This window comes from Nitrospira sp. Nam74, from assembly GCF_965152615.1.
In genome coordinates this window covers 411,827-438,277 of sequence record NZ_OZ224220.1, presented here as the reverse complement: position 1 = coordinate 438,277, position 26,451 = coordinate 411,827, and the positions used below count along the sequence as shown (strand labels likewise).

General features: G+C 55.5%; 27 protein-coding genes, 2 tRNA genes and 1 other RNA gene. 17 read left to right on the top strand and 13 right to left on the bottom strand.

What is annotated here, in order from left to right:
• The first annotated feature begins 5 nt into the window (after positions 1-5).
• The 6 genes from nagZ (at position 6) to ACWHYZ_RS02120 (ending at position 5,727) form a co-directional block, all read left to right on the top strand.
• The gene (gene nagZ, locus ACWHYZ_RS02145) at positions 6-1,109 is read left to right on the top strand and encodes a beta-N-acetylhexosaminidase (protein WP_447985654.1); all 1,104 of its coding nucleotides are present in this window, start codon (positions 6-8) and stop codon (positions 1,107-1,109) included.
• A complete protein-coding gene (locus tag ACWHYZ_RS02140; protein ID WP_447985653.1) occupies positions 1,106-2,389 on the top strand; it encodes an MFS transporter in 1,284 nt (427 codons plus the stop codon). Before nagZ ends, ACWHYZ_RS02140 begins: the two co-directional genes overlap by 4 nt.
• Positions 2,390-2,497: 108 nt before the next feature.
• Positions 2,498-2,893 (top strand): hypothetical protein, encoded by a 396-nt coding sequence (locus ACWHYZ_RS02135; RefSeq protein WP_447985652.1) that lies wholly within the window; start codon positions 2,498-2,500, stop codon positions 2,891-2,893.
• Positions 2,894-3,135: 242 nt separating this feature from the next.
• Positions 3,136-3,624: a phosphate-starvation-inducible PsiE family protein gene (locus ACWHYZ_RS02130; protein WP_447985651.1), complete on the top strand. Its 489-nt coding sequence runs from the start codon at positions 3,136-3,138 to the stop codon at positions 3,622-3,624.
• A gap of 29 nt (positions 3,625-3,653) precedes the next feature.
• Positions 3,654-5,150 carry an SLC13 family permease gene (locus ACWHYZ_RS02125; protein WP_447985650.1) on the top strand — a complete coding sequence of 499 codons (1,497 nt, stop codon included), beginning with the start codon at positions 3,654-3,656 and terminating at the stop codon, positions 5,148-5,150.
• Positions 5,151-5,190: 40 nt separating this feature from the next.
• Complete coding sequence (locus ACWHYZ_RS02120; protein ID WP_447985649.1) at positions 5,191-5,727, top strand: hypothetical protein; 537 nt, start codon at positions 5,191-5,193, stop codon at positions 5,725-5,727.
• A 100-nt stretch (positions 5,728-5,827) separates the two neighbouring features.
• Here ACWHYZ_RS02120 and ACWHYZ_RS02115 read toward each other — a convergent pair whose 3' ends face one another.
• The 4 genes from ACWHYZ_RS02115 to ACWHYZ_RS02100 form a co-directional block, all read right to left on the bottom strand.
• A complete protein-coding gene (locus ACWHYZ_RS02115) occupies positions 5,828-7,288 on the bottom strand; it encodes an amino acid permease (RefSeq protein WP_447985648.1) in 1,461 nt (486 codons plus the stop codon).
• A gap of 300 nt (positions 7,289-7,588) precedes the next feature.
• On the bottom strand, positions 7,589-8,326 hold the full coding sequence (locus ACWHYZ_RS02110) for a gamma-glutamyl-gamma-aminobutyrate hydrolase family protein (RefSeq protein ID WP_447985647.1): 738 nt from the start codon (positions 8,324-8,326) through the stop codon (positions 7,589-7,591).
• A 9-nt stretch (positions 8,327-8,335) separates the two neighbouring features.
• Positions 8,336-8,806: a hypothetical protein gene (locus ACWHYZ_RS02105; RefSeq protein ID WP_447985646.1), complete on the bottom strand. Its 471-nt coding sequence runs from the start codon at positions 8,804-8,806 to the stop codon at positions 8,336-8,338.
• Positions 8,807-8,977: 171 nt separating this feature from the next.
• Positions 8,978-9,424: a hypothetical protein gene (locus ACWHYZ_RS02100; protein WP_447985645.1), complete on the bottom strand. Its 447-nt coding sequence runs from the start codon at positions 9,422-9,424 to the stop codon at positions 8,978-8,980.
• A 147-nt stretch (positions 9,425-9,571) separates the two neighbouring features.
• On the opposite strand from ACWHYZ_RS02100, the gene ACWHYZ_RS02095 reads away from it, so the two are divergent.
• From ACWHYZ_RS02095 to ACWHYZ_RS02085, 3 genes are all read left to right on the top strand, one after another.
• On the top strand, positions 9,572-10,774 hold the full coding sequence (locus tag ACWHYZ_RS02095; protein WP_447985644.1) for a M24 family metallopeptidase: 1,203 nt from the start codon (positions 9,572-9,574) through the stop codon (positions 10,772-10,774).
• Between the two features lie 115 nt (positions 10,775-10,889).
• The gene (tatA, locus tag ACWHYZ_RS02090) at positions 10,890-11,732 is read left to right on the top strand and encodes a twin-arginine translocase TatA/TatE family subunit (protein ID WP_447985643.1); all 843 of its coding nucleotides are present in this window, start codon (positions 10,890-10,892) and stop codon (positions 11,730-11,732) included.
• Positions 11,729-12,502, top strand: a complete 774-nt coding sequence (locus ACWHYZ_RS02085; RefSeq protein WP_447985642.1) for a HEAT repeat domain-containing protein — start codon at positions 11,729-11,731, stop codon at positions 12,500-12,502. Before tatA ends, ACWHYZ_RS02085 begins: the two co-directional genes overlap by 4 nt.
• Here ACWHYZ_RS02085 and ACWHYZ_RS02080 read toward each other — a convergent pair.
• The 6 genes from ACWHYZ_RS02080 to ACWHYZ_RS02055 form a co-directional block, all read right to left on the bottom strand.
• Entirely contained in the window at positions 12,456-12,986 is a 531-nt protein-coding gene (locus tag ACWHYZ_RS02080) for a PilZ domain-containing protein (RefSeq protein ID WP_447985641.1), read from the bottom strand. The two genes, ACWHYZ_RS02085 and ACWHYZ_RS02080, sit on opposite strands and share 47 nt — an antisense overlap.
• A gap of 56 nt (positions 12,987-13,042) precedes the next feature.
• The gene (locus ACWHYZ_RS02075; protein WP_447985640.1) at positions 13,043-13,552 is read right to left on the bottom strand and encodes a PilZ domain-containing protein; all 510 of its coding nucleotides are present in this window, start codon (positions 13,550-13,552) and stop codon (positions 13,043-13,045) included.
• A 166-nt stretch (positions 13,553-13,718) separates the two neighbouring features.
• Positions 13,719-14,969, bottom strand: coding sequence for an ATP-dependent Clp protease ATP-binding subunit ClpX (clpX, locus tag ACWHYZ_RS02070; RefSeq protein ID WP_447985639.1), 1,251 nt, complete (start codon positions 14,967-14,969; stop codon positions 13,719-13,721).
• An 8-nt stretch (positions 14,970-14,977) separates the two neighbouring features.
• Complete coding sequence (gene clpP / locus ACWHYZ_RS02065) at positions 14,978-15,616, bottom strand: ATP-dependent Clp endopeptidase proteolytic subunit ClpP (RefSeq protein ID WP_447985638.1); 639 nt, start codon at positions 15,614-15,616, stop codon at positions 14,978-14,980.
• A gap of 266 nt (positions 15,617-15,882) precedes the next feature.
• On the bottom strand, positions 15,883-17,208 hold the full coding sequence (gene tig, locus ACWHYZ_RS02060; RefSeq protein WP_447985637.1) for a trigger factor: 1,326 nt from the start codon (positions 17,206-17,208) through the stop codon (positions 15,883-15,885).
• Positions 17,209-17,284: 76 nt separating this feature from the next.
• Positions 17,285-17,367, bottom strand: a tRNA-Leu gene (locus ACWHYZ_RS02055).
• A gap of 269 nt (positions 17,368-17,636) precedes the next feature.
• Between ACWHYZ_RS02055 and ACWHYZ_RS02050 the strand changes: the two genes are divergently transcribed.
• Positions 17,637-18,716, top strand: a complete 1,080-nt coding sequence (locus ACWHYZ_RS02050; protein ID WP_447985636.1) for a HEAT repeat domain-containing protein — start codon at positions 17,637-17,639, stop codon at positions 18,714-18,716.
• Between the two features lie 171 nt (positions 18,717-18,887).
• Positions 18,888-20,141, top strand: coding sequence for an ABC transporter substrate-binding protein (locus ACWHYZ_RS02045; protein WP_447985635.1), 1,254 nt, complete (start codon positions 18,888-18,890; stop codon positions 20,139-20,141).
• A gap of 262 nt (positions 20,142-20,403) precedes the next feature.
• Here the strand turns inward: ACWHYZ_RS02045 and ACWHYZ_RS02040 are convergent, their stop codons facing one another.
• The 3 genes from ACWHYZ_RS02040 to ACWHYZ_RS02030 form a co-directional block, all read right to left on the bottom strand.
• The gene (locus ACWHYZ_RS02040) at positions 20,404-20,841 is read right to left on the bottom strand and encodes a response regulator (RefSeq protein WP_447985634.1); all 438 of its coding nucleotides are present in this window, start codon (positions 20,839-20,841) and stop codon (positions 20,404-20,406) included.
• Positions 20,842-21,002: 161 nt separating this feature from the next.
• Positions 21,003-21,458 (bottom strand): response regulator, encoded by a 456-nt coding sequence (locus tag ACWHYZ_RS02035; RefSeq protein ID WP_447985633.1) that lies wholly within the window; start codon positions 21,456-21,458, stop codon positions 21,003-21,005.
• Between the two features lie 17 nt (positions 21,459-21,475).
• A complete protein-coding gene (locus ACWHYZ_RS02030) occupies positions 21,476-22,156 on the bottom strand; it encodes a response regulator transcription factor (RefSeq protein ID WP_447985632.1) in 681 nt (226 codons plus the stop codon).
• Between the two features lie 219 nt (positions 22,157-22,375).
• On the opposite strand from ACWHYZ_RS02030, the gene ACWHYZ_RS02025 reads away from it, so the two are divergent.
• The 6 genes from ACWHYZ_RS02025 to dksA all read left to right on the top strand — a co-directional run bounded on the left by ACWHYZ_RS02025 (position 22,376) and on the right by dksA (position 26,447).
• Positions 22,376-22,465, top strand: a tRNA-Ser gene (locus ACWHYZ_RS02025).
• A 147-nt stretch (positions 22,466-22,612) separates the two neighbouring features.
• An RNA gene (gene ffs / locus ACWHYZ_RS02020) (signal recognition particle sRNA small type) lies at positions 22,613-22,712 on the top strand.
• A 284-nt stretch (positions 22,713-22,996) separates the two neighbouring features.
• On the top strand, positions 22,997-24,862 hold the full coding sequence (gene dnaX / locus ACWHYZ_RS02015) for a DNA polymerase III subunit gamma/tau (RefSeq protein ID WP_447985631.1): 1,866 nt from the start codon (positions 22,997-22,999) through the stop codon (positions 24,860-24,862).
• The gene (locus ACWHYZ_RS02010) at positions 24,862-25,188 is read left to right on the top strand and encodes a YbaB/EbfC family nucleoid-associated protein (protein WP_447985630.1); all 327 of its coding nucleotides are present in this window, start codon (positions 24,862-24,864) and stop codon (positions 25,186-25,188) included. The genes dnaX and ACWHYZ_RS02010 overlap by 1 nt, the downstream gene beginning before the upstream one ends.
• A 135-nt stretch (positions 25,189-25,323) precedes the next feature.
• Positions 25,324-25,926, top strand: a complete 603-nt coding sequence (gene recR, locus ACWHYZ_RS02005; protein ID WP_447985629.1) for a recombination mediator RecR — start codon at positions 25,324-25,326, stop codon at positions 25,924-25,926.
• 92 nt (positions 25,927-26,018) lie between these two features.
• A complete protein-coding gene (gene dksA / locus ACWHYZ_RS02000) occupies positions 26,019-26,447 on the top strand; it encodes an RNA polymerase-binding protein DksA (RefSeq protein WP_447985628.1) in 429 nt (142 codons plus the stop codon).
• Positions 26,448-26,451: the final 4 nt, after the last annotated feature.

Here is a 26,451-nt window from a genome sequence, read left to right as displayed (position 1 = left end):
GGGAAATGACTGGACTTCGTGAAAAAATCGGGCAACTCTTCATGCTCGGATTCGATGGCACCACAGTGTCGAAGGACATGGTGAAACTGATCGACGACTATCGGCCCGGGGGGTTCATTGTCTTCAAACGCAACCTTGAGTCGGCTACCCAAATCGTAAAGCTGACCAACAAGCTTCAGAAACATGCCACGGATTCGCCGTACTTGATCGCGATCGATCAGGAAGGCGGCCGCGTCTCCCGATTGCCGGACGGCTTTACCATCTTCCCACCCTGTGCCGCCCTAGAATTCGCCTCGGATTCCAGGCTCGCTTATGAAGTCGCCGCCACGACCGCCGCGGAACTGAAGACGGTAGGCATCAATATGAATATGGCCCCCGTCCTAGATATCAACACCAACACCGACAATCCGATTATCGGTGACCGCGCATTCAGCGCGAAACCGGCGACGGTGTGCGAGCTGGGCCTGGCCACCATTGCAGGACTGCAAGACAACAAGGTGGCCGCATGCGGCAAACACTTTCCCGGTCATGGCGACACGACCAAGGATTCGCATCTGGAGTTGCCCGTGGTAGCCTCGTCGTTCGAACGGATGCATGACATGGAGTTGCGCCCGTTCCGCCATGCCATCGACAATGAATTGGCGACCATCATGACGGCTCATGTGTCATACCCCAAGATCGACCCACAGTTTCCGGCGACGCTGTCATATATCATTCTGACCGATCTGCTGAGAGATCAATTGCACTTCAAGGGTGTGATCGTGACTGACGATTTGGAGATGGGCGCGATCATCGATCACTATGGCATCGAGGAAGCTTCGCTGATGGCCTTCCAAGCCGGTGCGGATATCCTATTGATCTGCAAGGAACGAGAACGGCAAGTGGCTGCAATGGAGGCGATCTATCGGGCGGCGAAAGAGGGAAAAATTTCGGAGACGAGATTAGACGCCTCACTCCGTCGCATAGCGCGTCTGAAAGAGCGGTTCCTCACTCCCTATGTGCCGGCCGATCCCGTGGCTGTAAAGTCAATCGTCGGCTGCTCCCGACACCAGGCGCTGCTTAACACCGTCCGTAAGTCCGACGAACGGCGGCTGAAAGCGACGGTGTGACGGCTAGGCCGGTCAGCAAAAAAGAGCTGTGGGCCTGGGCCTTGTATGATTTCGCTAATTCGTCGTTTACCACCCTCATTGTCACCGTGGCCTACAGCGTCTACTTTGTCCAAGTCGTCGCGCGGCCATTCGGAACGAGTGGACACGAAGCGACTCCCGAACGATTGTGGTTTTGGGGCTATGCGGCGTCAATGTTGCTCGTGGCCGTGCTGTCCCCTGTGCTGGGAGCCATTGCGGACGCGCGCGCACTCAAGCGGCGCTTCCTGATCGGTTTCACGCTCCTGTGTGTCGTGTTCACCGCACTTCTCTCCCTGGTCCAAGAGGGGGATGTTTGGCAGGGGTTGCTCTTTTTCGGTATCGCGAATCTTGCCTTCGATTTGGGATTTGTGTTTTGCAGCGCCTTTCTCGTGGAGATTTCGACACCCGAAAATATCGGACGCATCTCCGGCTATGGCTGGGGGCTAGGCTATGCCGGAGGATTACTCTCCCTCGCCTTGGCCTACCCCTTGATCAGTGGCGGATTTGCTGCAGAGAACTTGCCGTACTACCGACTCAGTTTTGCCGTGACCGCCGCATTTTTTCTGGTCTCGGCCTTGCCGACCTTCTTCTGGCTTCAGGAGCGTGCCACGCCACAGCGGCGTAATCCTCACCAGTCGGTGTGGAGACAGGGGTTCTCGCAGCTGGCTTCGACTGCGAAACACGTGGGCCGGTACCGCGACTTGGGCATCTACTTCATCGCTTATTTGATCTATACGGATGCCATCAATACGGTGATCGTCGCATCCGCGATTTTTGCAAACAAAGTCCTGGACTTTTCACCAGGCGATCTGATTATCTACTTTCTCATTACGCAAATTACTGCAGGCCTCGGCGCCGTTGGATTCGGACAACTGGCCGATCGCATCGGGGCGAAACAGACCATTACCATTACCTTGCTCCTCTGGGTAGCCTTGGCCATCGCCGCAAGCGCCGTACAGACTCACGCTCAATTTTATGCAATCGGCCTGATTGCGGGGGCCGCATTAGGCGCGAATCAGTCGTCGAGCCGAATGCTGTTAGGCCGGTTTACTCCGGTTGGTCGCCAAGGCGAATTTTTCGGCTTTTTTTCGGTAACCGGAAAGTTTGCGGCCATCATTGGCCCATTGGTCTATGCAGAGGTGACTGCGCTGACAGGCAGTCAGCGATGGGCCGTTTTATCGATGGCCATATTCTTTTTGGCAGGCCTTGTGGTATTCCAAGCAGTAAACGAGCGCCGGGGTATTGCCGCGGCGAATCAATGATAAACCTATTAGCTATCAGCCCTCAGCGCTCTGCTCCGGAGAAATTCTTCGAAGAACTTCACTCCTAGCTGAAAGCTGATCATTGACTGCTATCTTGTACGGTATCCCATGCCACTCAAAAAGGGCGACATTCTTGACGAGAAGAAACGCCATCCCGACAGCTGTGGGTTGATGATAAAAGTCATGGCCGGCGGTGAAGGATTCGAAAAAGCGCTCTGTTGTGATCACGAGTTGACCGAAGATGATGTCGTGCCGAAGGTGGGCTCGACACTGGGCCGAAAGAAAGGGAAGCTCCCGATCGGCATGATTCTGGATGAAAAGAAACTGTATCCGAATTCGTGCGGACTGCGTGTCATGATCATGGAGGGCGGCGCCGGCTTTCAAGAAATTGTCTGTTGCGGCCATTCACTTACCTTCACGTCGATACGCGAACTCAAAGAACTGGGCCAACTCGGCGGCGCGCCACCGCCGGATGCGAACCTCGGACCTCACGGCAATGCGTAGAAGGAACTCAAGGGGCTGACCGTGTTGGTTTATACGGGCGCTTATACGTTCTCAGACAAGATGCTCCAAAAGGAAATCCAACAAAGTCGCAGGCGACTCTAACACCGGCGGTGTATGAGGCCTCACCTCCCACCCGAGTCCGGCCAAGACCGGCTCTTTTCCGCGATGGGTACGTTGAGGATGTTAATGAGCCGAGAACGCAGTTGGAACCATTTTTTCAGCATCGTGCAGGAAGGAGCGGTATGCGCAACAAGACAGAATCCATGAAGCAACTACTCAATTGGATGGAGTGGCTCGATCGATGGGGCTACATCACGGCAGGCATGAGTCTGCTCATTCTTGGGATGCTGATCTTCGCGCATAGCTGGTACGTCTTCATGGCTGTGGCGTTCAACCACGGATCACTGCTCGTGGCCGGCCTCAAACTGTTAAATGATCTCTTGCTCGTCATCATTCTGCTGGAGTTGTTTAGAACCGTCGTGCGTTTTCTGCAGACCGAAATTTTGTCGCTGGAGCCCTATCTCGCAGTCGGCATTATCGCCTGCACTAGACGTGTGCTCACTGCAAGCGCCGAACTGTCACATCTGCCTGAAGTGACCAATGACCAATTCTATCGGTACCTGATGGATGTGGGTGTCAATGTCGGCGTGATCATGGTCCTGATTTTTGCGGTGTTCCTCGTCCGTAAGCGACCCGCATCCACCATTTCGGCCTCTGTCACCGCCGCATAAGCCGAACGCTTCTAATCGCTGCTACCGGCATGCAGAATGCATTAGGCTCGGAAAGGAACTGGCTCGCAAGCGCGAGGAGAAGTCTCTTTGCGCTGGGTCTGGGGCCTTTTGCCGCTCTCTGCGTCTATCTGATTCCGATTCCACACGTGGCGCCACACGCGCACATCCTTGCCGCCATCCTGTCTTGGGTCGTCGTCTATTGGGTTACCGAACCCATCCCCTTGCCCATGACGGCGCTGCTCGGCACGGCACTCTGCGTGCTCGCCGGCCTCGGCACGGCCAAGAGCATCTTTGCTTCATACGGCCACCCGATCATTTTTCTCTTTATCGGCAGCTTTCTCATCGCCGAAGCCATGGTCGTTCACGGAGTGGATCGAAAAGTCGCGGAATGGATGTTGTCGCTCTCGTGGGTGAGCGCTCGACCATCACGCGCCCTGTTCACGTTAGGCGCGGTCACGGCCATCATGTCCATGTGGATGAGCAACACCGCCGCTACCGCCATGATGCTGCCGATTGGACTCGGCGTGCTGGCTGCCTTGCGCCGGAATAGGGCGAATCATGGGCGCTATCAAACATCATTGATGCTGATGTTGTCGTATGCCGCGACCGCGGGTGGAATGGCAACCATTGTCGGCACCCCACCCAACCTGATCGGCGTCGGTTTGATTGCAGACCAATCCGGCGTGGCGATTTCATTCATCGCGTGGATGGCATTCGGAGTGCCATTGGCGCTCTTGATGTTGCTGTGTGCGTGGTTCTTCCTTCTTTGGCTCAATCCTCCGCATGCGGCTGAGGCGGCCCCTCACGCGGCAGAAGAGATCCCCCTGCCCGGAACGGCCGTCTGGACACAGGGACAGATCAACGCATGTGTAGCGTTCGGCGTGGCCGTTGTTCTCTGGATCGTCCCCGGTGTACTCGAAGTGCTCTTGGGCGCGGACCACAGCGTCATCGTGTGGCTCAACACACATCTCCCGAATGAGCTGGTCGCACTGCTCGCCGCCGGACTCTTGTTCATTCTGCCGACCGATCCACGGACCGGCGCCTTCACGCTCGATTGGAAACAAGCCTCCAACATTAACTGGGGCATTATTCTGCTGTTCGGAGGAGGACTGGCCTTTGGCGAGTTGATGACCAAGACCGGGCTTTCAGACGCGATCGGCACCGGTTTCGTCAATGTGTTCGGAACAAGCGATATCTGGAGTCTCACAGCGGTGGCAATTCTGGCGGGCGTGTTGATCAGTGAGCTGGCGTCAAACACCGCGTCAGCCGCCATGCTCGTCCCATTGGTCATCGCCATTGCCCAGGCAGACGGCGTGTCATCGGCCGTCCCAGCGCTCGGAGCCTGCCTAGGGGCCAGCCTTGGCTTTGCCCTACCTGTTTCAACTCCCCCGAACGCCATTGTCTATGGAACAGGGCTGATTTCGATGCGCAGCATGATTCGAGCCGGAATGATCTTCGACCTCATCGGCGCGATTCTGATCTGGATCGTCCTTCGTATCGTGTGTCCGTTAATCGGGCTCGTATAAGCTTTACTACTCTTGATTGGACCCAAAGCGATATGGCATCATGGCCATCCTTATGGTCAATCTTCTTGAATACGTCGGCAACGTCCACATTTTTCTAGGCCCGTATCGCGGCAATCCAATCGCGCTGTACTTAACGCGCGAAACGAATGGCTGTGCGATCGCACCGAAGATTTATCCTTGGAACGAAGTGATCGGGAAGGGAGAGACGCCGAACAAGGCTGCCGCCGATTTTGAAGAGAAATGGAAGGCCAAGGGATTAACGCCAGAAATGTATACCGGGCCGTCATGGGAAGGCGGCATTAAACCGGAACGTCCCGCTCCTCCAAAGCCTCCTGCCGCCCCCAAACCGGCCGCGCCAGCAGGGGCTACACCAACTCCAGCGAAACCAGCCGCGGCGCCCACAACGGATGTGAGAGCCGGCGCTCCGGCAGGAACCGGTACAGCACCCCAGCAGCCAGTTAAACCACCGGCCAAATCCGACACTGTTGCCAATCCTGGCACGCCAGCCCAACCGCAAACGGTTTCAGCCGCAACCACGCCCACGGACGCTACCTCTACGGACGCGCAATCAAGCTAGCGCGCGCAACGTCGCAATTCAGGAACCGTTCGCATCGAAGCCGACGTTCTTACGCGCAGTCGTTTCCATCCCGCAACAGGACGCGGACCGACGAGACGTATTAATTGAGGTCAGAACGAAGCTGGGGATCGGTTTCAGCCGCGCGAGGAATCGCCAATCGACTGTGCTTCACGCCATACCAGAAGTACGTCACGACACCGATTGCCGACCAGACTGCAAATCTGATCCACGTCATTATGGGGAGAAACGCCATGAGGCCGAGACAGGCGGCGATGCCCAGTAGGGGGATCCACGGCATGAACGGAATCCGGAACGGTCTCGGATGGTTCGGTTGCATGCGACGAAGAATCAAGACACCTCCGCAGACGAGCACAAAGGCAAACAAGGTCCCGATATTCGTCATATCGGCAGCTTCACCGATAGGGATCAGCGCCGCGAGGACAGCCACCCCTACCCCGGTGAGCAGCGTCGCATGATGCGGGGTGCCAAAACGTGGATGCACTTTGGACAACCATGGACCTAAAAGCCCATCGCGTGACATGGCAAAGAAGACGCGGATCTGCCCGATCATCATCACAAACAGGACGCTCGTAATTCCGGCAACCGCGCCTGTAGCAACCAGGGCCGCCCCCCAATGGAACCCCGACATGCGAAGCGCCTCCGCGACCGGCGCGTGCACATCGATTTGGCTATACGGAATGATGCCGGTTAAGATGGCCGCCACCACCACATACAGGACGGTACAGATGCCCAGTGAGGCTATAATTCCGATTGGAATATCACGCTGCGGGTTGCGCGCTTCTTCCGCGGTGGTTGAGACGGCATCAAACCCGATATAGGCGAAAAAAATAATGGCGGCCGCTGCGCCGACACCTGAAAACCCGTACGGCATGAAGGGTGTCCAGTTGCCTGGTTCAACGGACGATAGGCCGACGGCAATAAAAAAGAGGATGACCGCAATCTTTACCATGACGATGATGCCAGTGGCCCGCGCGCTTTCCTTCATGCCCCGCACTAATACGGCGGTCACGAGCAACACAATGATAGCCGCGGGAAGATTCACGATGCCGCCATCGGAGCCCGGCGCATGGGTCGCCCAGTGGGGCAGTTCGATACCAATCGTCTTGAGGATGTTGTTGAAGTAGCCTGACCAGCCGATTGCGACCGCGACACACGCAACCCCATATTCCAAAATCAAATTCCAGCCGGTGATCCATGCGAGGAACTCTCCCAAAGTGGCATAGGAATAGGTGTATGCGCTTCCAGCGACGGGAATCATCGCGGAGAATTCCGCATAGCACAGTGCGGCCAACGCGCAGGTCACCCCCGACAGCACGAACGACAGAACGATACCTGGTCCTGCCCCCGGCCGGTGAGCATCACCGACAATCGCCGTGCCGATCAGTACAAAAATGCCTGTACCGATAATGGCTCCGATACCCAGCGCGGTCAGGTCCCACACGTTCAGCGTTTTCTTTAGTCGATATTCCGGGCGATTGGAATCCGCCAGAATCTGCTCGATGGATTTGAGTCGAAAGATGCCTGATAACCGGTTATGCACTCACACTCCTTGAATAGATGGAGGCCTTAATTATGTACCGAAGTATAGCAGGCCCTTCGAATATCGAGGGCTTTGAGATAAGTGAGGGACGTGAGTTCTACACTTCACCTTCACCACGTATGACTTCGCCCTGGGTCGTGCGTAGAATGCTCAAAGGTTATCCAAAGACCCGGCGGCAGCTTGAATCCGGAGGCATGCTAGACATCAAGCGTACAGCTTCAAGCCACCAAAACCGGCTCTTTCCCGCGGTGGGTATGTTGAGGCCTTTTGGCGAGCCGAGAACGCGCTTGGAGGCTTGTTTCAGCATCCTGCCTGAGCGGCCTTGAGGAAGGCTTGAAAGAGACGCCGATGCACATCATGGCGTTCATACAAAAACTCAGGGTGCCATTGTACGCCCAGAAAAAACAGGTGAGTGGGCGACTCAATGGCCTCGATCACGCCATCCATTGCCACCGCTGTCGCGATGAGACTTGGAGCAACCTGCTTGACGGACTGATGATGGGAACTATTGACGCGAAGGGTCTGTTTCCGGGTAATGCGATGGAGGAGGCTGTGTGCCGACACGCGTACGCTATGGCAGACTCGGGTGGCCGGTAATGGTGATCGATGCGGCAATGGAGCCGACACTTGAGACGGAATGTCCTGCAGGAGGGTGCCGCCGAAGGCCACGTTGATCGCCTGCATGCCGCCGCAGATTCCGAACACCGGTAAAGCCTGATCGGCAGCCATCCGAGCCATGTCCAGTTCGAATGTATACCGCTGTCGGCTGACGACGCCGAATTCATACCGCTGGCGCTCGCCATAGAGACGAGGCGGAAGGTCGGGCCCGCTTCCGGTGAGCAGTAGACCTTGCAACCCTTTCAACATTGTTCGCCGCACCGCACGATCCGCAGTCAAAGGCAGAATAAGCGGCACCCCGCCTAGATCCTCGATGGCCCGAATATATCTGGCGCGGAGAAAATAGGTGGGTTCTTTCCCCCCCCATTCTTTGCGATCACCGGCATTGAAGTCCGGTGTAACGCCGATGATAGGCTTCATGCCTTCGAGCTATTTTGTGGGTTCGGGAGCCGGCTCGAGCGGAGCGGGTTCTTGCGATGCCCCTTCAGGTTCGCTCTCGGGGGGGACGCCAAAGAACCGAACGCTTTTTTCTCCCTTTAGGTGTTCGGGCGTGATGACGTAGGTTCCACGTAAGCTGGTATCCCAGACGGACTTCGCCGCTTTCTCATTTGCACCACTGAACGCATAGGTGAAGCCGCCAAAAATTCCGCCGAGCGTGGCGAACACGAATTTGGCCATCCCGTATGGAATGGTCAGGAAGACACTTGCGGCACCAAGGCCGTATTGCGCCCCGTTATTCTCCGTTTGCTCATTCGCGCCGGCTCCCGTCTGTTCGGCCCACGCCGTCGAAACAATCGCCACATGTATGAAAGCCACAATGAGGAGGGCGGTCATGAACCGAGTTCCTACGATCTGTAGAGTGAGCCTGTTCCCATTCTGACTTGCGTGCCAAATTCTCACGGGTTCCTCCTTACCTAATCAATGACGACAATTTCATCCCATCAGTCACACGAATCCGCCAGGATGCCGGACTGTCATTACAACAATTTGTGTGTGGATGCAACTCAGAAGTACAGATGGTCGAATTCAATGATCAGTTCTGATCGTGTGTGATTGAGATTCTTTGGCGAGTCAGTGATTGAGGTCCAACTCTGTTAAGATATTCGCCTTAATTTGATCACTCTCTTCGTTGACCTGGCGATCCAGTTCCTCAACCAATGTATCAAAGGGCAAAGAGCTATTGCCCTGTCGGGCATCCGCGTCTAACGCCAAGGTCAATTTTGTCGAGCAGATTTCCTGGATCAACAGATCACGCGCGCGGCTTTCGTAGCTCCGTCGCTCCTCTTCCGGCAATGCGGCCAGCCACGTATCCATCCAGAGGTCAAAGTTCAGCGCCTGTTGAAGCCGTGAGATTTGGGCTTCCGACACTTCAACGGCAATCTGGACGCCCCCCTTCCAGCTTCGCTTCTTCACATTGAAGACGCACATCAGGCGTGCGGGATCGTCCTCAGCCGGTTCAGGACCATAGAAGAGTGTGACGCGGAAGAGAGGAAGCTGTGGAATGGGGACGGAAGACACTGAACACCTCCGGACACATTGTACAGGGTCGCAGAACAGGTAGAAAGTCGAAATGCGACCGGACCTCTTCGCGGATGAGTGGTGGTTCACGGTTCGAGCCTCATTGCTAAATTGACGCTCTTATAGTCACCGGCATAAGATGCGGTCATGACATCCGACGCTCAACAGCGGATCGAAGAGATCCAACAAGCCTTGAGAGAAAGCGACGGCTTGGATGGTTGGCTCTTTTATGATTTTCGCCACAGCGATCCTCTCGCGTATCGAGTGCTTCACATAGACCCTGCGCGTCACGTCACCCGGCGCTGGTATTACTGGATTCCCTCTCATGGGGAACCGGTCAAATTGCTGCACCGCATTGAACCCCATGCACTGGAAGAACTGCCCGGGAAATCCCACTTGTATGTCTCATGGGAACAGCAGCACGCTCATCTCGCCCATGCCTTAACCGGCGTGCGTCGAGTGGCCATGCAGTATTCTCCCATGAATGCGATCCCGTACATTTCGCGGGTCAATGCCGGCACAATTGAATTGATCCGCAGCTTCGGCATCGAGATCATCACGTCGGCCGACCTCGTCCAACGGTTCGAAGCGGTCTGGACCAGCGATCAGTTGGCGTCTCATCGGGATGCCTCGGAAAAATTGCGCCGTATCGTGGATGAAGCGTTTCAACATATCCGGGAATCCATTTTCGTCAACAAACCGCTGAATGAGTATGGCGTTCAGCAATTCATCCTGTCCCGTATCGCGCATCATGGCTTAATCACCTCGAGTGCGCCGATCGCGGCGATCAATGCGCACAGCGCCGATCCGCATTATGGGCCGGCCGCTGAAGGCTCAGCAGAGATTCATCGCGAAGATTTCATCTTGATCGACTTGTGGGCGAAACGACCGGAACCCGGAAGCGTGTACGCCGATATTACGTGGACCGGCCACGTTGGCAATACCGTGCCGACAAAGCGACATGATGTCTTCACGGTCGTGAAAGCGGCTCGCGATCAAGCCGTGTCCTTCGTCCAAGAACGCGTGGCTCATGGCGACTTTCCGTGCGGCTGGGAAGTTGACGACGTGTGCCGACAGGTGATCCGCAACGCGGGCTATGGCGATCAATTTGTGCACCGCACCGGCCATTCCATCGGCGAAGAAGTGCATGGGAACGGAGCTAATATTGACAATCTGGAGACGCGTGACGGCCGCCGACTCATGCCGAGAACGTGTTTCTCCATAGAGCCGGGCATCTATCTTCCAGGAGAGTTCGGCATTCGCAGCGAGCTCGATGTGTACATCTCGGACCGTAATGCGATCGTGTTTGGTCAACCCGTTCAATCCGAGATTGTCCCCATTCTCTTGTAGTCACCCTGAAGGGTTTCTCGCATCGCCATTGACGATAGTGTCGCCCCGTTTCTCTTGACACCCGCTCTTCGGAGCAGATAGAGTTTTAAAAACATCTTGCCCCTTGAGGAGATGCATGTTCGGCACCCTTGGGTTTTCAGAGCTCATCATTATTCTGGTGATCGTATTGGTCATCTTCGGCGCGGGCCGCCTGCCGCAACTTGGCGAAGGGCTCGGCAAGGCGCTAAAGGGCTTCAAAAAAGAAGTCCATGACATTCCTCCCGTTGAGCCGAATGCCGGTGAACCATCACCTGCTCCCGCTGAGCAGGCACAAATAGTCACTCCGTCCTCTTCATCTGCGCCGGTGGCTGAAGGTTTGAAGCCGACCGCCCCCTATCAGCCCGGTCCTGAATTAACCCCGGGGACCACCGCGGCACTGATGGCATCCGCAGCGCCTCAGGCTGCCCAGCCTCCCCGCCCGAAGCCGGTACCGACTGCGGCTTCCACATCGGGACAAGCCGGTTCAGGCACGCCGACTGGTGCCCAATTCTCGCAGCCACCCACTATGGAAGATCGCATGACGGCCCCAGCGCCGGTGCTCCAGGCGTCCTATCCGCCTCTACCTCCTTCCGCGCAGACGAAACCGGCCGCGAAACGTCCATCCGCCATTGTGAATAAAGATGCCGTGGCTCGAGTTCAAGCGCAGCAAGCGGCGATGAAAACGAATGCAGCCCAAAAACAGGTCAAGCCGGTTCACGACACCGGGCTCTCGTCGAACGATATGCAGAGTTTGGGTGAGAGTCTCGGTGACACGCTACGCACTTTCCGCCAGGCCGCCGCTGATGTCCGAAATGCGGTTGATCCTGAAATGCGGACTATCCGCGCGGAGATGGATGCAGCCCAAAAGGAAATCGAACAGTCAATGGAAGCTGCAAAGCAAATGCCGGCACCGAGTGACGATTCCCACAAGCAGGGATGATTCGTTTGTGGATCGTTCTTGTTGGAATGGTGTGTGCCCTCGCCGGCTGCTACGTCAGTTCGACTCCTGAGCCGGAAATTGTTGTCTCCCATCTGATCTCCCTGCTACAAGACTCTCAGCCGGCGACCCGGCAAACCGCGGCTCTCTCACTGGGAAAGATCGCTTCCGCTGAAGCGGTGCCTGGGCTCATTCTGGCTTTGCGCGACACTGATCCATTGGTCCGTCAATATAGCGCCTGGGCGCTCGGCAACGTCGGCGAACAGGGGAAGGCGGAGGCCGGCGTGGCGCTGCTTCCTCTTTTGGAGGATCCGATCCCTGCGGCCGCAGAGGCGGCCGCTCAAGCGATTGGGTCGATTGGTGCCGGTCCTGAGGTCATGAGCCGAATGCTCGCGATACTGACAGAGGGATCGCTGCAGGCGAGGCGAGCAGCAGTCCTGGGCCTCGGATTGCTCGAGTCGCCTCTGGCTTATGATGGATTCCTACATGCGCTGTTGCAGGATGATGTCCAGGTGCGCCAGCGTGCGATTGCGGCATTGGGAGAATTAGGGGAGCGTCGAGCGGTTCCGGCGATCGCATCACGCCTGCAACACGATTCGGACGCGGGGGTGCGAACCGAGGCGGCCTATCGGCTGGGCACGCTAGGTGATGAAAGTGTCCTGCCGGTCCTCAGAACGGCAGCAGTCAAAGACTCGAGCGAACAGGTGCGCCGGTGGGCACAATGGGCTATTGAGGCACTGTCCTCGCTTGCCGAACATGGATCAACGACTTGACCAACTCCATGACGTGTTCCCGGGCATGTGTATCAATATCCGTAAATTGAACACCCATCCCGGGATAAAGGGTAAATCGATCCGGTTTGGCACGAACCCAACACACTTTCCCGGATGCGTGAATGGTCTCCAACGGACGGTCAGGCAACGCGAATTCAATATGAACTTCGGATCCGACCGGCAGCGGCATACTGCTCTCGATAAACAAACCGCCCCCGCCAATCCCTCCGGTAAGGCCGTCGAAGGCCTTGCCCTCCGGTGTCGTGTAATGAACCTTCACCGCTAAGGGAGCGCGAGGATGTGCTCTTGCATGGCGGCTTTCGTCTACGTCACTGGTCGCCTTGACCCACTCAATAAGGGAATCCCATGTCACAGATCCCATTGACCGACTATCGGTATCAAGAATCGAGATCGTCTCTTGATCACAATCGATGTCCAATATCTTGCCCTGATGAGTTTCGGAGGCTGTGATGGTAAATCTCATACGTGACGCTCCCGTTTCGCTCCCCATCCCGCCTTATTCGGGCAGGAGGAAAGCAGCTACTTGGCTCGCCTCAGGGATTTGACCAATTGGATAATGCGGGCTTTGGCATCAAGCCCAATGTCTGTGAACTGGACTCCCATACCCGGCGCGAATGTGTAATGGTCGGGCTTTGGACATACCCAGGCGATGATGCCCTTCGCGTGCATCCACTCAGCCGGCTGATCAGGAAGGGCAAACTCAAGAGAAATCGCGGTGCCGATCGCGAGCGGGGACACGCTTTCGATGAAGAGTCCTCCTCCGCCGATGCCGCCCGCACGACTTTCAATCATTTTCCCGCCCGACGTCGTATATCGAACTTTAAGCACTAACGACAGCCTGGGCTGGTCACGATGTTCCTCCCAACGATCCGGCTCAGGAAGGGGTCGAGCTTGTTCGATGATCGATGCCCATGTCACCGATCCAAGCTTCTCTCCCTTGGAACCTCGGATGGTAATCTGCTCACGTTCGCAGTCCAACTCTAAGGCTTTCCCTTTATGTCCTAAGCTGGTAATGACCGGCAAGCGCATACTTCCCCCATCTCTCACTTGTCAAGTATAGCTGCGCTGCCTGAAATGTCTAGGATTCCGGCGTTCCTCACCGGACGTCTAGCTTGACTACCGTTATATGACGTTGGACAGCGGAGAGCGGAGTAATATGCGAGGTACGGAAGGAAGTTGATCAGCGCTCTCGCATTTAGGCGCTTTTCATTTCTTTGTCTTGTTCAAATAAACGAATCGGTTGATTTTTTCCCATGATGACGTCTTCGGTGATCACTACTTCCTTGATCTGCTTCTGGGAAGGAATCTCGTACATCATATCCAACATCACTTCTTCTAGAATGGCACGAAGGCCGCGGGCCCCGGTTTTTTGCGTGTAGGCTTTGCGGGCGATTGCCACGAGGGCGCCTTCGGTAAACTTCAACTTGACCTTTTCAAATGAAAAGAGCTTCTCGTACTGCTTTGTCAATGCATTGCGCGGTTCGGTCAAGATACGGATGAGCGCCTTCTCGTCGAGTTCATCCAGCGTGGCAATGACGGGCAGCCGGCCAACGAACTCGGGGATTAGGCCATATCTGAGCAGATCCTCCGGCTGAACCTGTGCCAATACTTCTCCCAGCCGCCTCTCGTTTTTACCCCGTATATCCGCGCCAAAGCCGATTGATTTCTGATTGAGACGCTGTTCGATGATTGAATCCAAGCCGACGAACGCTCCGCCGCAAATGAACAGAATATTGCTGGTGTCGACTTGGATAAATTCCTGGTGCGGATGCTTGCGGCCGCCTTGCGGTGGAACGTTCGCGACTGTTCCTTCGATGAGTTTGAGCAAGGCCTGCTGCACGCCTTCACCGGAGACGTCTCGCGTGATCGACGGGCTGTCGCTTTTACGGCTGATTTTGTCGATTTCATCGATATAGACAATACCGCGCTCCGCACGCTCCACATCGTAATCCGATGCCTGCAACAACTTGAGAATGATATTTTCCACATCCTCGCCGACATATCCGGCTTCAGTCAAAGTCGTCGCATCGGCCAGCGTGAACGGGACATCCAGGTATCGAGCCAAGGTTTGCGCCAGCAAAGTTTTGCCCGTGCCGGTCGGACCGATGACAAGAATGTTCCCTTTTTGCAGCTCGACCTCATCGACTTCATTGGCCGAAATGCGCTTATAGTGGTTGTGGACGGCCACAGAAAGAATTTTTTTGGCCCGATCCTGGCCGATTACGTATAGATCCAGATGATGCTTGATCTCGGCCGGTTTGCGGAGTTTCGAAGAAATTTCCTCTTTGGCTTCTTCCCAATCCTCTGCGATGATGTCATTGCACAGATTGACGCATTCATCACAGATGTAGACGGTCGGGCCGGCGATCAATTTGCGTACTTCATCCCGACTCTTTCCGCAAAATGAGCACCGCAGGTGCCGATCCATCTTTTCCTGCTTGGGCATACGGCCTCCTACTTGTCCTTACCGTCCTTGGCTGTATCCTTCCCGCCGGCCATTTCTTTAATGGTCTTTGGAGGCCGAGTAATGACTTCATCAATAAGGCCGTACCGCTTCGCCTCGTCTCCGGACATGAAATAATCGCGCTCGGTGTCCAGCGCGATTCTCTCAAGCGGCTGGCCGGTATGTTTGGCCATAATCTCGTTCAACCGCTCGCGGATCTTCAAAATTTCTCGAGCATGGATGTCGATCTCAGTCGCCTGCCCTGAAAAACCTCCCATCGGCTGGTGAATCATCACCCGAGCATTGGGAAGCGCATACCGTTTTCCCTTCGTACCAGCGGTCAGCAGCAGCGCTCCCATGCTCGCTGCCTGACCCAGGCAAATGGTGTTGATTGCGGGCTTGATGTATTGCATCGTGTCATAGATGCCGAGACCGGCTGTCACGCTTCCACCCGGCGAGTTAACGTAGAGGTTAATGTCCTTTTCAGGATCTTCCGCTTCCAAAAAGAGAAGCTGGGCGATGACAAGATTGGCAAAGATGTCATCGATAGGAGCGCCTAAAAAAATGATGCGGTCTTTCAATAACCGGGAGTAGATATCATAGGCCCGCTCACCCCGGTTCGTCTGTTCAATTACGATAGGCACCAACATGTCTCGCTATCCTTTCGCTTCATCGATAACACAGGATCGAACCGTCGCTCATCTTACCACATCCTTCTCGCTTTTCTCGCCATGCGAGGCATTCCATTCGATGATTGCTCTTCTCTTTTAAGATAAGCCATCCATCCTTCTTCTCTCTCAATCATCGCAGGGAAGGCATGCTGGGCTTTCACTGCGCGCGTCCAACGAGCACCTTCTGCGAGAGTGTGCGTGTTGCACGAGCCCAGAAGCCGGCCACGCCTTCCCTGCACCACCACCTATCCTTGGATCATCGCATGTCGATAGACGAAGTCCAATGACTTTTCTGCCAGAATGCGGCCAAAGAGTTCCTCTCGCATGTCCTGTCCGGCCGATTCCACCATGCGCCGGATATCTTCTGCCGTCAGCTTCAACCGTTTGGCTAATCGTTCCAGTTCAGCGGCGACATCCGCTTCTTCGACCTTAATCCCTTCTTTCTCCGCGATCGCTTCCAGAATCAAGCCGAGTTTCACCCGACGTGTAGACTCCGGCAACAGTTCTTCGCGAAGCTTCTTGATCTCCTCCTGCTGCTTCACGAGATCCTCGGCCTGGTCTATCTTTCCTCGCTGCCGCATACGAGACTCCATGTGCTGGCGAATGGCCGCGGTTAGTTCTCGCTCTACAAGAGTGTCGGGAAGATCGAAGTGATGGGTTTCAACAAGGCGTTTGAGAATTTGATCCTTGTATGATTCTTCGATATCTCGCTTGAGTGTCGCCTCCATCTCGCCGCGAAGCTTCGCCTTCAATTCCTCCAGCGACGAATAGGGGCCGCAATCTTTCGCAAATTCGTCATCCAACGCTGCGAGCTTCTTCTGTTTAACGGCCTTGATGGCCATCCGAAACACGACCGTCTTGCCCGCTAGCTGTGGATCAGGGTGTGTGTCCTGATAGGGTTGAGGGACTTCCACGCTCTCGCCTTCTTTTTTCCCAAGAAGCGCCTGATCAACTTCGATCCCGAGGACGGGGGTTTTCGATCCGATTTTGTGGAGATGTCCTTCCTTCTTTGCGCCTTCAAGCGGGGCGGAGTCGACAAAGCCTTCTACGTCCAATACGGCATAATCTCCTTCCCCAAGAGCCGTCCCAGGAGGAGCTGCTTGAAGTTGAGCGTGCTGCTCGCGAAGGACGTCCAAGGCCTGGGCGACCTGCTCGTCGGTCACGACGCGCTTATCGGGTTTCAGCGAAATGGGATTCGGCGCTTTGTAATCGCGCAATTCGATTGAAGGCTTGATTTCCACGGTGGCCGTAAAGGAAAACGGCGCATTCTTCTTAATTTTTGCCCGCTCCAAAGGAGGCACTTCAACCTGGACTGCCACAAAGCCGGCCTGGCGGACGGCCTTGTCGTAATAATCAGGGATTAGCTTCCGAATTAAGTCTTCCTCGATCACCTTGGCATATCGCTTCTCAAGAAGAGAAAGGGGCGCTTTGCCGGGGCGAAACCCAGGGATACGGACCTGCCGATTGAGTTCAACATAGGCCTGTGTAAATTGCCGGTTGACTTCGTCTTCCGGCACTTCGATTTTAAGCGCCCGTTTATTCGGACCGAGTTCAGTAACTTCGAGTTTCATAATGTCATCTCGTATAGTTGTTCGACGCCGGTTGGGATAGCAGAATGATCGTTATTATTGAGTTCGTATGACGCAGTGGTGCGAGAGGGGGGACTTGAACCCCCACGGTTTCCCACGAGATCCTAAGTCTCGCGCGTCTGCCAGTTCCGCCACTCTCGCGCACCGTTTGTTCGAGGAGGTTCGGAACCCATCATCTATTCAGACTTGAGTAGGTTGTAGTCTGACGGCCCCGCTTCTGTCAAGACAGTAGCGGCTTTCTTCACGGTTCCTTGTCTGTCGGTGCTGGATAAATGACGGCCATCCTGAGTATAGTAGGAAAGCGCAGTGGCCACTCAAGAAAGCGGTACGCGTCCACCATGCCTCGCTCAGTCTTTCCTGCAGCGCTCTTCATCAGCGATGTTGCCATCATCGATCATGGAGGTGCTCGTATGATTCGCTCTGTACTTGCAGCGCTCTTTAGTGTGTCGGTTTGGTTCGGCGGAGACCTCTCGTGGGCATCCCGTGAATACTTCACGACCGAGCAGAAGGAACACCTCGCCAAAATCCAGACGGTGCTTGTCGAAACGATTGCGATTACCGATAAGGGGACCGTGCCATCTAAGAATCTTACTGAGACCGTAAGTCATCGCCTTGAACAGGTCGGCTACAAAGTTGTCACGGATCCCGCACAGCCCCATGATGTCGTCCTCCGCGTGAAATGCGAGCAGCGCAAAACGTGGGAAGGCACGACCGCATCAGGGGGAGATGCCGATTTACCAGACGCGCCATCCCGAATTTGGAAAGGCCCCGCGTGTCAGCTCACGTACTTGTTGGACGGAACGAAGATCAAGTGGCAGCGAGAGGTGCGTACCGATTTTGCCGATGCGGCAGAAGCTGCACAAGCGGCTCATGCGCCAGACGCGGGCGTCTATGCCATGGATAAATTGAACGAGCGATTACAGCAATATGATTTCCCCGTTACCGTGGCGGCTGAATGGGGTCACGCTGATCGATTGCTCAAGTTGCTGGACGCGGCTGACACCGATAATGTCCGCAAACTAAAAGTGATCTCGCTGCTCGGAGACATGATGCACGATGAAGCGCTTCCAAAATTGAAGGAAGCGTTACAGGACAAGAACCTGGCTCAGCAGGCTGCAGTCGCGCTTGGCAATATTGGCAAGGAGAGCATCCCCACCCTGATCGACATGCTGAAAACTTCCAAGGATCCGGCCCTCCAAATTGCCGCCGCCAAAGGGTTGGGGCAAGTAGGGGCGCTTCATGGTGATCCCGCGATTATTCCTCCCCTACTTGACATGCTCTTTAAGCCGGACATCGACATGGGTGTTCGGACTGAAGTCGTATGGGCAATCGGCAAAATGCCCGACAAGCGAGCAATCGATCCGTTACATAAGCTGGACCGAGAACTCCAGGCGGTTCGCAGCGAGGACCCGGCGTTTAAGAAGTTGAAAGAGGCCGCCTTCTGGTCGTTGAAGATGACGGATACGGAACTGTCCTCCGAAAATCCTTAAGTATCAGCGTACCCTGACAGAGGGTCCTTCCCAGACCTGCCAGCGGAAGTACAATTGCGGCTCGGGTTATTTGTACCTGCCCGCTTTCCTTAAGCGGCTTATGAAAAAATCCCGTAAGGGTGTTATACTTCTCCTCTGCGAGGTCTATTCATTCAAGGAGGAGAGCGTACTATGAAGCGAGTGACACGCCGACAATTCTTCCAGTTCTCCGCCATTGCCGGAACGACACTCGCTTTCAATCGCTGGACCGCCTCGAGCCTATCATTACTTGGACCGCCCGCCTTTGCCGCCGAGCCTCCGCATGGAGACCCCATTAAGATCGGGATCCTGGATCCGCTGTCCAGCCCCTATAAGACCTCTTCCATTCACGACGTCCACGGAGCGACCGTCGCGCTCGATATGTATAACAAACGCGGCGGGATATTGGGACGTCCGGTCACATTGATCGACGCCGACGATGCCTCAAACGTGCAGACTGCTATCGCCGCGGCCATGAAGTTGATCAAGGACGACCGTGTCGATGTGCTCATGGGCACATTTAATGGAGACGTCGCCCTGGCCGTCGCAGATCTTGCCAAGCAGCACAATAAGCTGTTTATGGTCACCGGTGCACATGACCCAGAATTGACCGGATCTCACTGTAACTTGAACACCTTCGTGTTTATGCCGAACGCCCGCATGATGTCACACGCCGTGGTCCCACACCTCGCAAAAGCATACGGGACAAAGTGGTACATGATTACGGCCGATACGGTCGATGGTCGATCGGCTCGGCACGCCATGACCGATGCGCTAAAAGCCCATGGAGGCGACGTCATTGGGCAAGCCACGACTCCGTTCGGGACAACAGATTTCACCAGCGTGATGACCGAGGCGAAGGGGGCCAAACCGAATGCGGTCATTCTGAATGTCTATGGGTGGGATCTCGTCAACGCGCTGAAGGCCTATACGAAATTGGAATTGGCGAAGGAAAAAATCGGCGTCGGCGGCATGATCGGCGGTGAGCAGATCGGCCGGCCCCTTGGCTATGCGAACAATGCGGGCATTTGGGGCTTAATCTGGGACCCAAAAGTGAATACTGAAAGCTCAAAGCGGTTTATTCAAGGCGTCATCGATAAATACAATCATACGCCTACCTCTCGGTGCTACCTCGGATATGCGGCCATGATGCAGATTTTGGAAGCAATCCAACGGGCCGGCACCACTGATACGAGCGCTTTGATCAAAGCGCTGGCAGGTCATGAGTTCGATGGCCTCAAAGAGGGACGGTCGTATTTTCGAGCCGGAGACCATCAATGCGTGCAAGACGTGCTGGTGGGCCAGGCCTATGGCAAGGAACTGGGATTGGGTCACTACCAGATTCTGGGGACCATGTCGGGGGATTCCAGCGCCGGCACCCAACCGCAAAGCACCTGCTCGCTTTAAACTCTTACAAGCGGCCGAGGGGGGGGCTGTAGGAGGAGGCGTGGCGTCCGCGGTTGCGTCCTTGGAATATGATCAAGGATGTCTATTGAAACAGACCAGGTAACCGCTCACTGACCCATGTCGCTAGGCCGTGATCTCCTGTCTATCTTCCCCACCGTCTCCTCAATGCCCCCTTCAACTGCTTCGGACTGCCATGCCATTCGGAATGCCACAGACGGGCAAGATGGCTCGATCGCAACAAGCATTACATCCCATCGTGATCTTAATTCAGGCGTGTTCGTTCGACTGCAGCAAGAATGGTGGACACGAGGGCTCGAGGGATCCACACGTCGCCCTCTCCAACTACGCGCACGGCCTTGGGAAGAAATGTCCTGGTCACAGTCCTACGGAGGTACCCGCGCGCTCCAAAGGAGAGAGCAGTGATCAGCCATCGGCGACGGGTTCGTTCGCCGAGGAGGATTACCCTCGTCCCGGGGCTTTGGTGATGGACCAGCGGAAGGATCGACACACCATCAAGCGCCGAAATGTCACAATCCAGTAACAGGACGTTGGGCTTGAGCTTGAGCGCCTTCACGACTTCATAGCTCGTTGAGGCTTCTGCGACGACGGCAATCCCGGTCTCAGGCCGGAGCTGCCTGACATACGCACTGCGAAGCCGCTTCTGTCGGTCCGCCACCACGACGCTGATTGTTGCACTCACGCACTGGCCCTCACCATGATGAAACAGTAAAGGCTTGCCGTAGATGAGATCAATTGGACTTAGGTCCAGGCAATTTTTTGCTAGTAGCATACGTAGAATGCTGGAGAAGAGAACTTCGGTTTGATGGGGGTCTGGTGAAGGTAGGGGTTATAAAAGGAGCATTATGTTCGGCGTGGCCGCCCATCCTGCGTGACGAGGCGTGCCAATTGATCGATCAATTTCCCGACCATAGCCCGGGAGACCCATGATTCTCCTGCCGCCACGGCGCGTACGGCTTTTACGAGAAAGGGACGAAGTAGTTTCGCATCGAGATACCCTCGCGCCCCTTGGGAAATCGCAGTGAGAACTTCACCATCAGACGCGCGTCCTGTCAGCAAAATGATTTGTGTATGGGGGCTTTTCGTTCGAACGAGCGGGATCGTGGCCGCATCATTTGCTCGAGTCATCTTGAGATCCAACAGAAGAAGATCCGGTTGATGCACGACCGTGCCGATCGTATCACGGACAGCGCCGGCAGTCGCAACGACGGTGATTCCCCGCGCCGCTCGAAGAAGACGCACGCAGGTGCCGAGCCTTCTCTTGTCAGTATCGCCAACAACTACGGTGATGGATGGCAAGCTCTCCCTCCAGTACCCTATCTCATGGATGGTCGATGACCATTCACATAGAGGGCCAAATGTAACCGATCCGACACGCCAAGCTTTCTAAATATCGACGTTAAATGCGCTTTGACGGTTTTTTCTGAGACGTGTAATTCGTGCGCGATTTCTTTGTTACTAGATCCACTCCCGATTTGCTGGACAATTTCCTTTTCACGCGGAGTGAGCACGTCGAGAGAAGGATCCGCCGTCGGAAGCGACCGGTTCCGCTGCTGTTCAGTCAGCGAAACAAGCGTGTCCAACAGATGAGAAATGACTTTGCGGCCGACCCAGACTTCCCCTCTCTGCACCATTTTGACAGCCTTGGCCAGAAGCACGGGATCCATTTCCGTGCTGCAATAGCCCTTCGCTCCCGCCTCGAGCATCGACCTGCCCTCCGTTTCCGTCGGAGTGGTCGTCAGCAAGAGAATCCGTGTTGATGGATTAATCCTTTGAAGATCTGTGAGACTGGCTTGATCGTGGACACCCGGAATCGAGAGATCGAGCAATAGAATGAGAGGCTTCAGCGTGGCGAGTTTCTGCTCAACCATCGGCCGGTCGATCGCTTCATGAAGAATGGCAACCTTTTGAAGCGCGTGCATCCATTGCGCGCGCCTTGCCGACACGTCGCTGGCTACGAGAACTTTGAGGACAGCCGACCCATGACCTGACACCATGTATTCTTGAACCTTTCAGTTCAGCTCTACAGACAGCGCTCTAACTGTACCAGCTTTTACCTAAAAAATCTTTTCTCTGTGAAGTCGTCGGACAATTCTTTTTGGAAGAATCTTTGCTCGCGCAAAGGGAAATGATTAGAATGCTTGTACTCCAGCAACTTGCCGCCCACAGGGCCGCGTGTTAAGATGCACCCCTTCTAAGTATAGCTAAAATCCCGTGGAGAGGTGCGAGAGTGGCCGAATCGACGTGCTTGGAAAGCACGCGTCCTGGAAACGGGACCGTGGGTTCAAATCCCACCCTCTCCGCCATACTTGGCCAGACATAAGCTGTCAAGGCGTAGGCAGTGGCGGCCAGGCTTTGCTACCGGCAGCGACGACGAATGCCGTACAGCGATGTCGCACTGCCCGGAGGTTCATCATCTGAGGATTTCCGTAGCGGCAAGAGAGAAAAGAAGGGGCTGGGCCCTGTGCAACAAGCTCCTGTGAACCCCGCCAGGTCCGGAAGGAAGCAACGGTAAGCAGATCGGTTTGTGTGCCGCAGGATCACCTGGCCCCGTTTTAGTCAGGATGTTGAGGGGCCTCTCACTTCGTTCTCGGATCAAAAAATCCTCAACGTAGCGAGAGAAAAGAGCCGGTCAAAGCGGGCTCACGGCGAGGGGTGACATCGGTGAAATCAAGGTTACGCCCCGGTTTTTTCTCGCCTCCGGCCTAGCGGCAAGGGGCGCGTCTTAACGCCCCAGGGGAGGGCAGGTGTCATTGACCTCCTTTTTTAGCAACTTGTAGGCAGGTCGTCTCGATGCAGGAAGAGAGACCAACTGACAACGGCTAGCGTTACGCACCATGGATTATCAAGTTTCCGCCAGAAAATACCGCCCTGCCGGCTTTCAAGACGTAATGGGACAGCCACATGTCGTGAAGACCTTGATGAATTCGATTGCAGGGAAGCGGATCGCTCACGCGTTCTTGTTTTCCGGCAGCCGCGGGGTTGGAAAGACGACCGTCGCGCGCATTCTGGCGAAGTCGCTCAACTGCGAACAGGGCCCCACCAGCACGCCGTGCGATCGTTGCGCAAACTGCCTAGAAATCGCGCAAGGCAACTCCGTCGACGTAATCGAAATCGACGGCGCCTCCAATACTAGCGTCGATGACGTGCGTGAAATCCGGGAGAACATCAAGTTTACCCCTTTTCGCGGGCACTATCGCGTGTACATCATCGATGAAGTCCACATGTTGTCCAACTCGGCGTTTAACGCCTTGCTGAAGACACTTGAGGAACCGCCGGCCCACGTCGTCTTCATATTTGCCACCACTGAAATTCACAAAATCCCGGCGACGATTCTCTCTCGATGCCAACACTATAATTTCCTCCGCATCGCCCGATCTGAAATCATGCAACGCCTGCGATATGTGGCCGATCAGGACAGTATTGTGGTGGAAGACCGAAGCCTGACATCTCTCGCTCGAGCCAGCGAAGGAAGCATGCGTGATGCGCTTAGTCTGTTGGATCAAGCGGTTTCATTCGGCGGAAAAACCATTCGGCATGATCATCTACTATCCCTCTTGGGGTCCGTGCCGCAGGAACTCGTTCGCGATATGATGGCCACCATTGTCGCGCATGACGGTCCTGCGGCAGTGCGTGTCATTGCACGACTGCTCGATCAGGGCCATGATTTACGCGCCTTTTGCGCAGAATTGGTCGAGCACATCCGCAATCTTTTGGTCGCTTCGGTGGTTCCCGGCGCACAGGATGACCAGGCGCTTAAAGGACTCATTGATCTCTCGAAAGAAGAGGTCGCGCAGATCGCCCTAGATGCGAAGCAATGCACGACGGACCAGCTTCAGGAACTGTTTCGGATCTTTTCGCAAGCTGAAGACGCCCTGCGGGTCAGCCCCCGTCCACGCTTTGTCTTGGAAGTAGCCGCCATCCGCGCGACTCGGCTAGGGACGGCCGATGCATCCGTGTCGGCAGCCGTCACGATGCCCACTCCTCCGGCAGTCTCGCCACCCAGAAGTCAGATATCGACCGATAAAGAACGTCGTGGGCCAGTACCTTCTCCGACGAAGACTCAGGACACTGCGCCTTCTCAGCAAGGCGCCGGCCGGCTCTCATCAGATGGCGGCCCGTCGATACCTAAGAATTCCGCGTCTCAACCAAAGGCCAGTCTTTCTCAGCCGCAAGCCGCAGGAGTCACGTCGGCGACGCGTCCAGGAGTGAAAGCTGCTCCAGCACCGCTGGCCCCCGCGCCGCCAAGGGCTTCCACCGGCTCTACACCCACTCCACCTTCAAAACCGGCACTACCCTGGGAAAAGGTCGTGGAACGAGTCGAGCAGCAGCATCCCAACATCGGCCCTTTTCTCGCTATGGCGACGTTTATGAACGTTGAGAACGGTGAGGTAACCATCGGTTATCTCCCCACGGCATCCATCGCGCTGGCTCGCGTGCAAAAGGAAGAAGCGTTGCAGATCGTCAGCGGAATTTGCACGCAGTTTGTCGGCCAACCGATGCGGCTGCGTGTCGTTGAGTTACATGACGGGCAACGCTCAGGTCCCAGTGTGGCGGAACTCCGTGCCGTGAAAGAGCGCAGTCACAAACAACAACTCCTTGAACAATCCCGTTCCCATCCCTTGGTCAAACAAACCCTCGCAACTTTTGGAGGAGACGTCGTGGATGTACGGGCAACTGCCCCACGAGAGGAGGCCCCGTGATGTCTAAGAATCCGTTCGGCAATATGGGCAATATCATGAAGCAAGCCCAGGCGATGCAAGAGCAACTGGCAAAGATTCAAGAGCAAGCGGCTGTAAAAACCGTCCAAGGCACGGCAGGCGGCGGCATGGTTACCGTGACGGCGAATGGCGCGATGGAAATGGTGGCGATCAAGATCGATCCTGAGGTCATGAAATCGGGAGACGTGGACATGCTGCAGGATCTTATTGTCGCGGCGACCGGTGAGGCCCTCCGCAATGCCAAGGATATGATGGCAAATGAGATGAAAGGCATCACGGGAGGCATGCGTATTCCCGGACTCTTTTAACCATCGGAGAGAACCGGAGCCCAGAATGAATCGCGCAATATGGGATGGTCCAAAGAAGGGTGTGCCCGGGTTAATGTATCGCTTCATCGTGCTCCCATTCATAAACCTCAGCTTCAGCGTGCGTTAGATTGACCTATGGGAATTGACAATCAGGGCCTCCTGACGCGGCTGATTCGTGAACTGGTCCGTTTGCCCGGCATCGGCCAGAAGACGGCGCAACGCTTGGCGTTTCATATTCTCAAAGCCGAGAAGGATGAAGCGCTACGGCTCGCCGAGGCGATTCGAGCGGTCAAAGAAGGGCTGTCGTTTTGCCGGCAATGTCGGAATATCGCCGAGCATGAACTCTGTGAATTTTGCGCCGACCCTAAGCGAGATCGCACGAAGATCCTCGTGGTGGAAGAACCGAGTACGCTCTATGCCATTGAACGCGCCGGTGGATTCCGCGGGCTCTACCATGTGCTGCTCGGATCGCTGTCACCGCTCGACGGGATCGGTCCCGCCGAGATCCGTGCACAGGATCTGGCTGACCGGCTGAAAGAGGGGGAGGTCCAAGAAGTTATTATTGCCACAAACCCCACGATCGAAGGTGAAGCGACGGCAATTTATCTGACGAAACTGCTGAAGCCCTTTGGCGTGCGAGTCACGCGAATCGCGTACGGCATTCCCGTAGGGATGGATATTGAGTACGCGGACGAAGTCACTTTACTGAAGTCCATCGAAGGCCGTCGGGACCTTTGAGCCTCTCCCCTCCTGCTCTCCGTACCCTCCATTGACGATCAGAATCCGGATTGATATAGTGGGCCACTTTTCAAGCTGAGAAAGGGGGTGCCATGCCGAAAAGCATAGCTAAGCCTTCGAAATCCAAGCGCCAAACACCGAAGACGGCCACGAAGAAGACTCCAAAGCCTAGCGCCAAATACGAGGACATTCGAAAAGATCTTCAGGGCCAACGACTGGAATTGCTCCATGAAGCGGGAGAAGCGTTGACCAATCGTCCGGAGTTCGCTGCCTTTCCTGACTTGAGCGATCAGGCGACCGCCGAGGTCGATTCGAACTTCGAGCTTCGGCTGAAGGAACGTGAGCAGAAGTTGCTCAAAAAAATAGATGAGGCGCTGGAACGCATCGCGACTAATACGTATGGCATCTGTGAGCGTTGCGGGGAAGAAATTCCATACAAACGCCTCAAAGCACGCCCCGTGACGACGCTGTGCATAGAGTGCAAGACCCAGCAAGAAGAAGAAGAGAAAATACGTTCCTGATGTC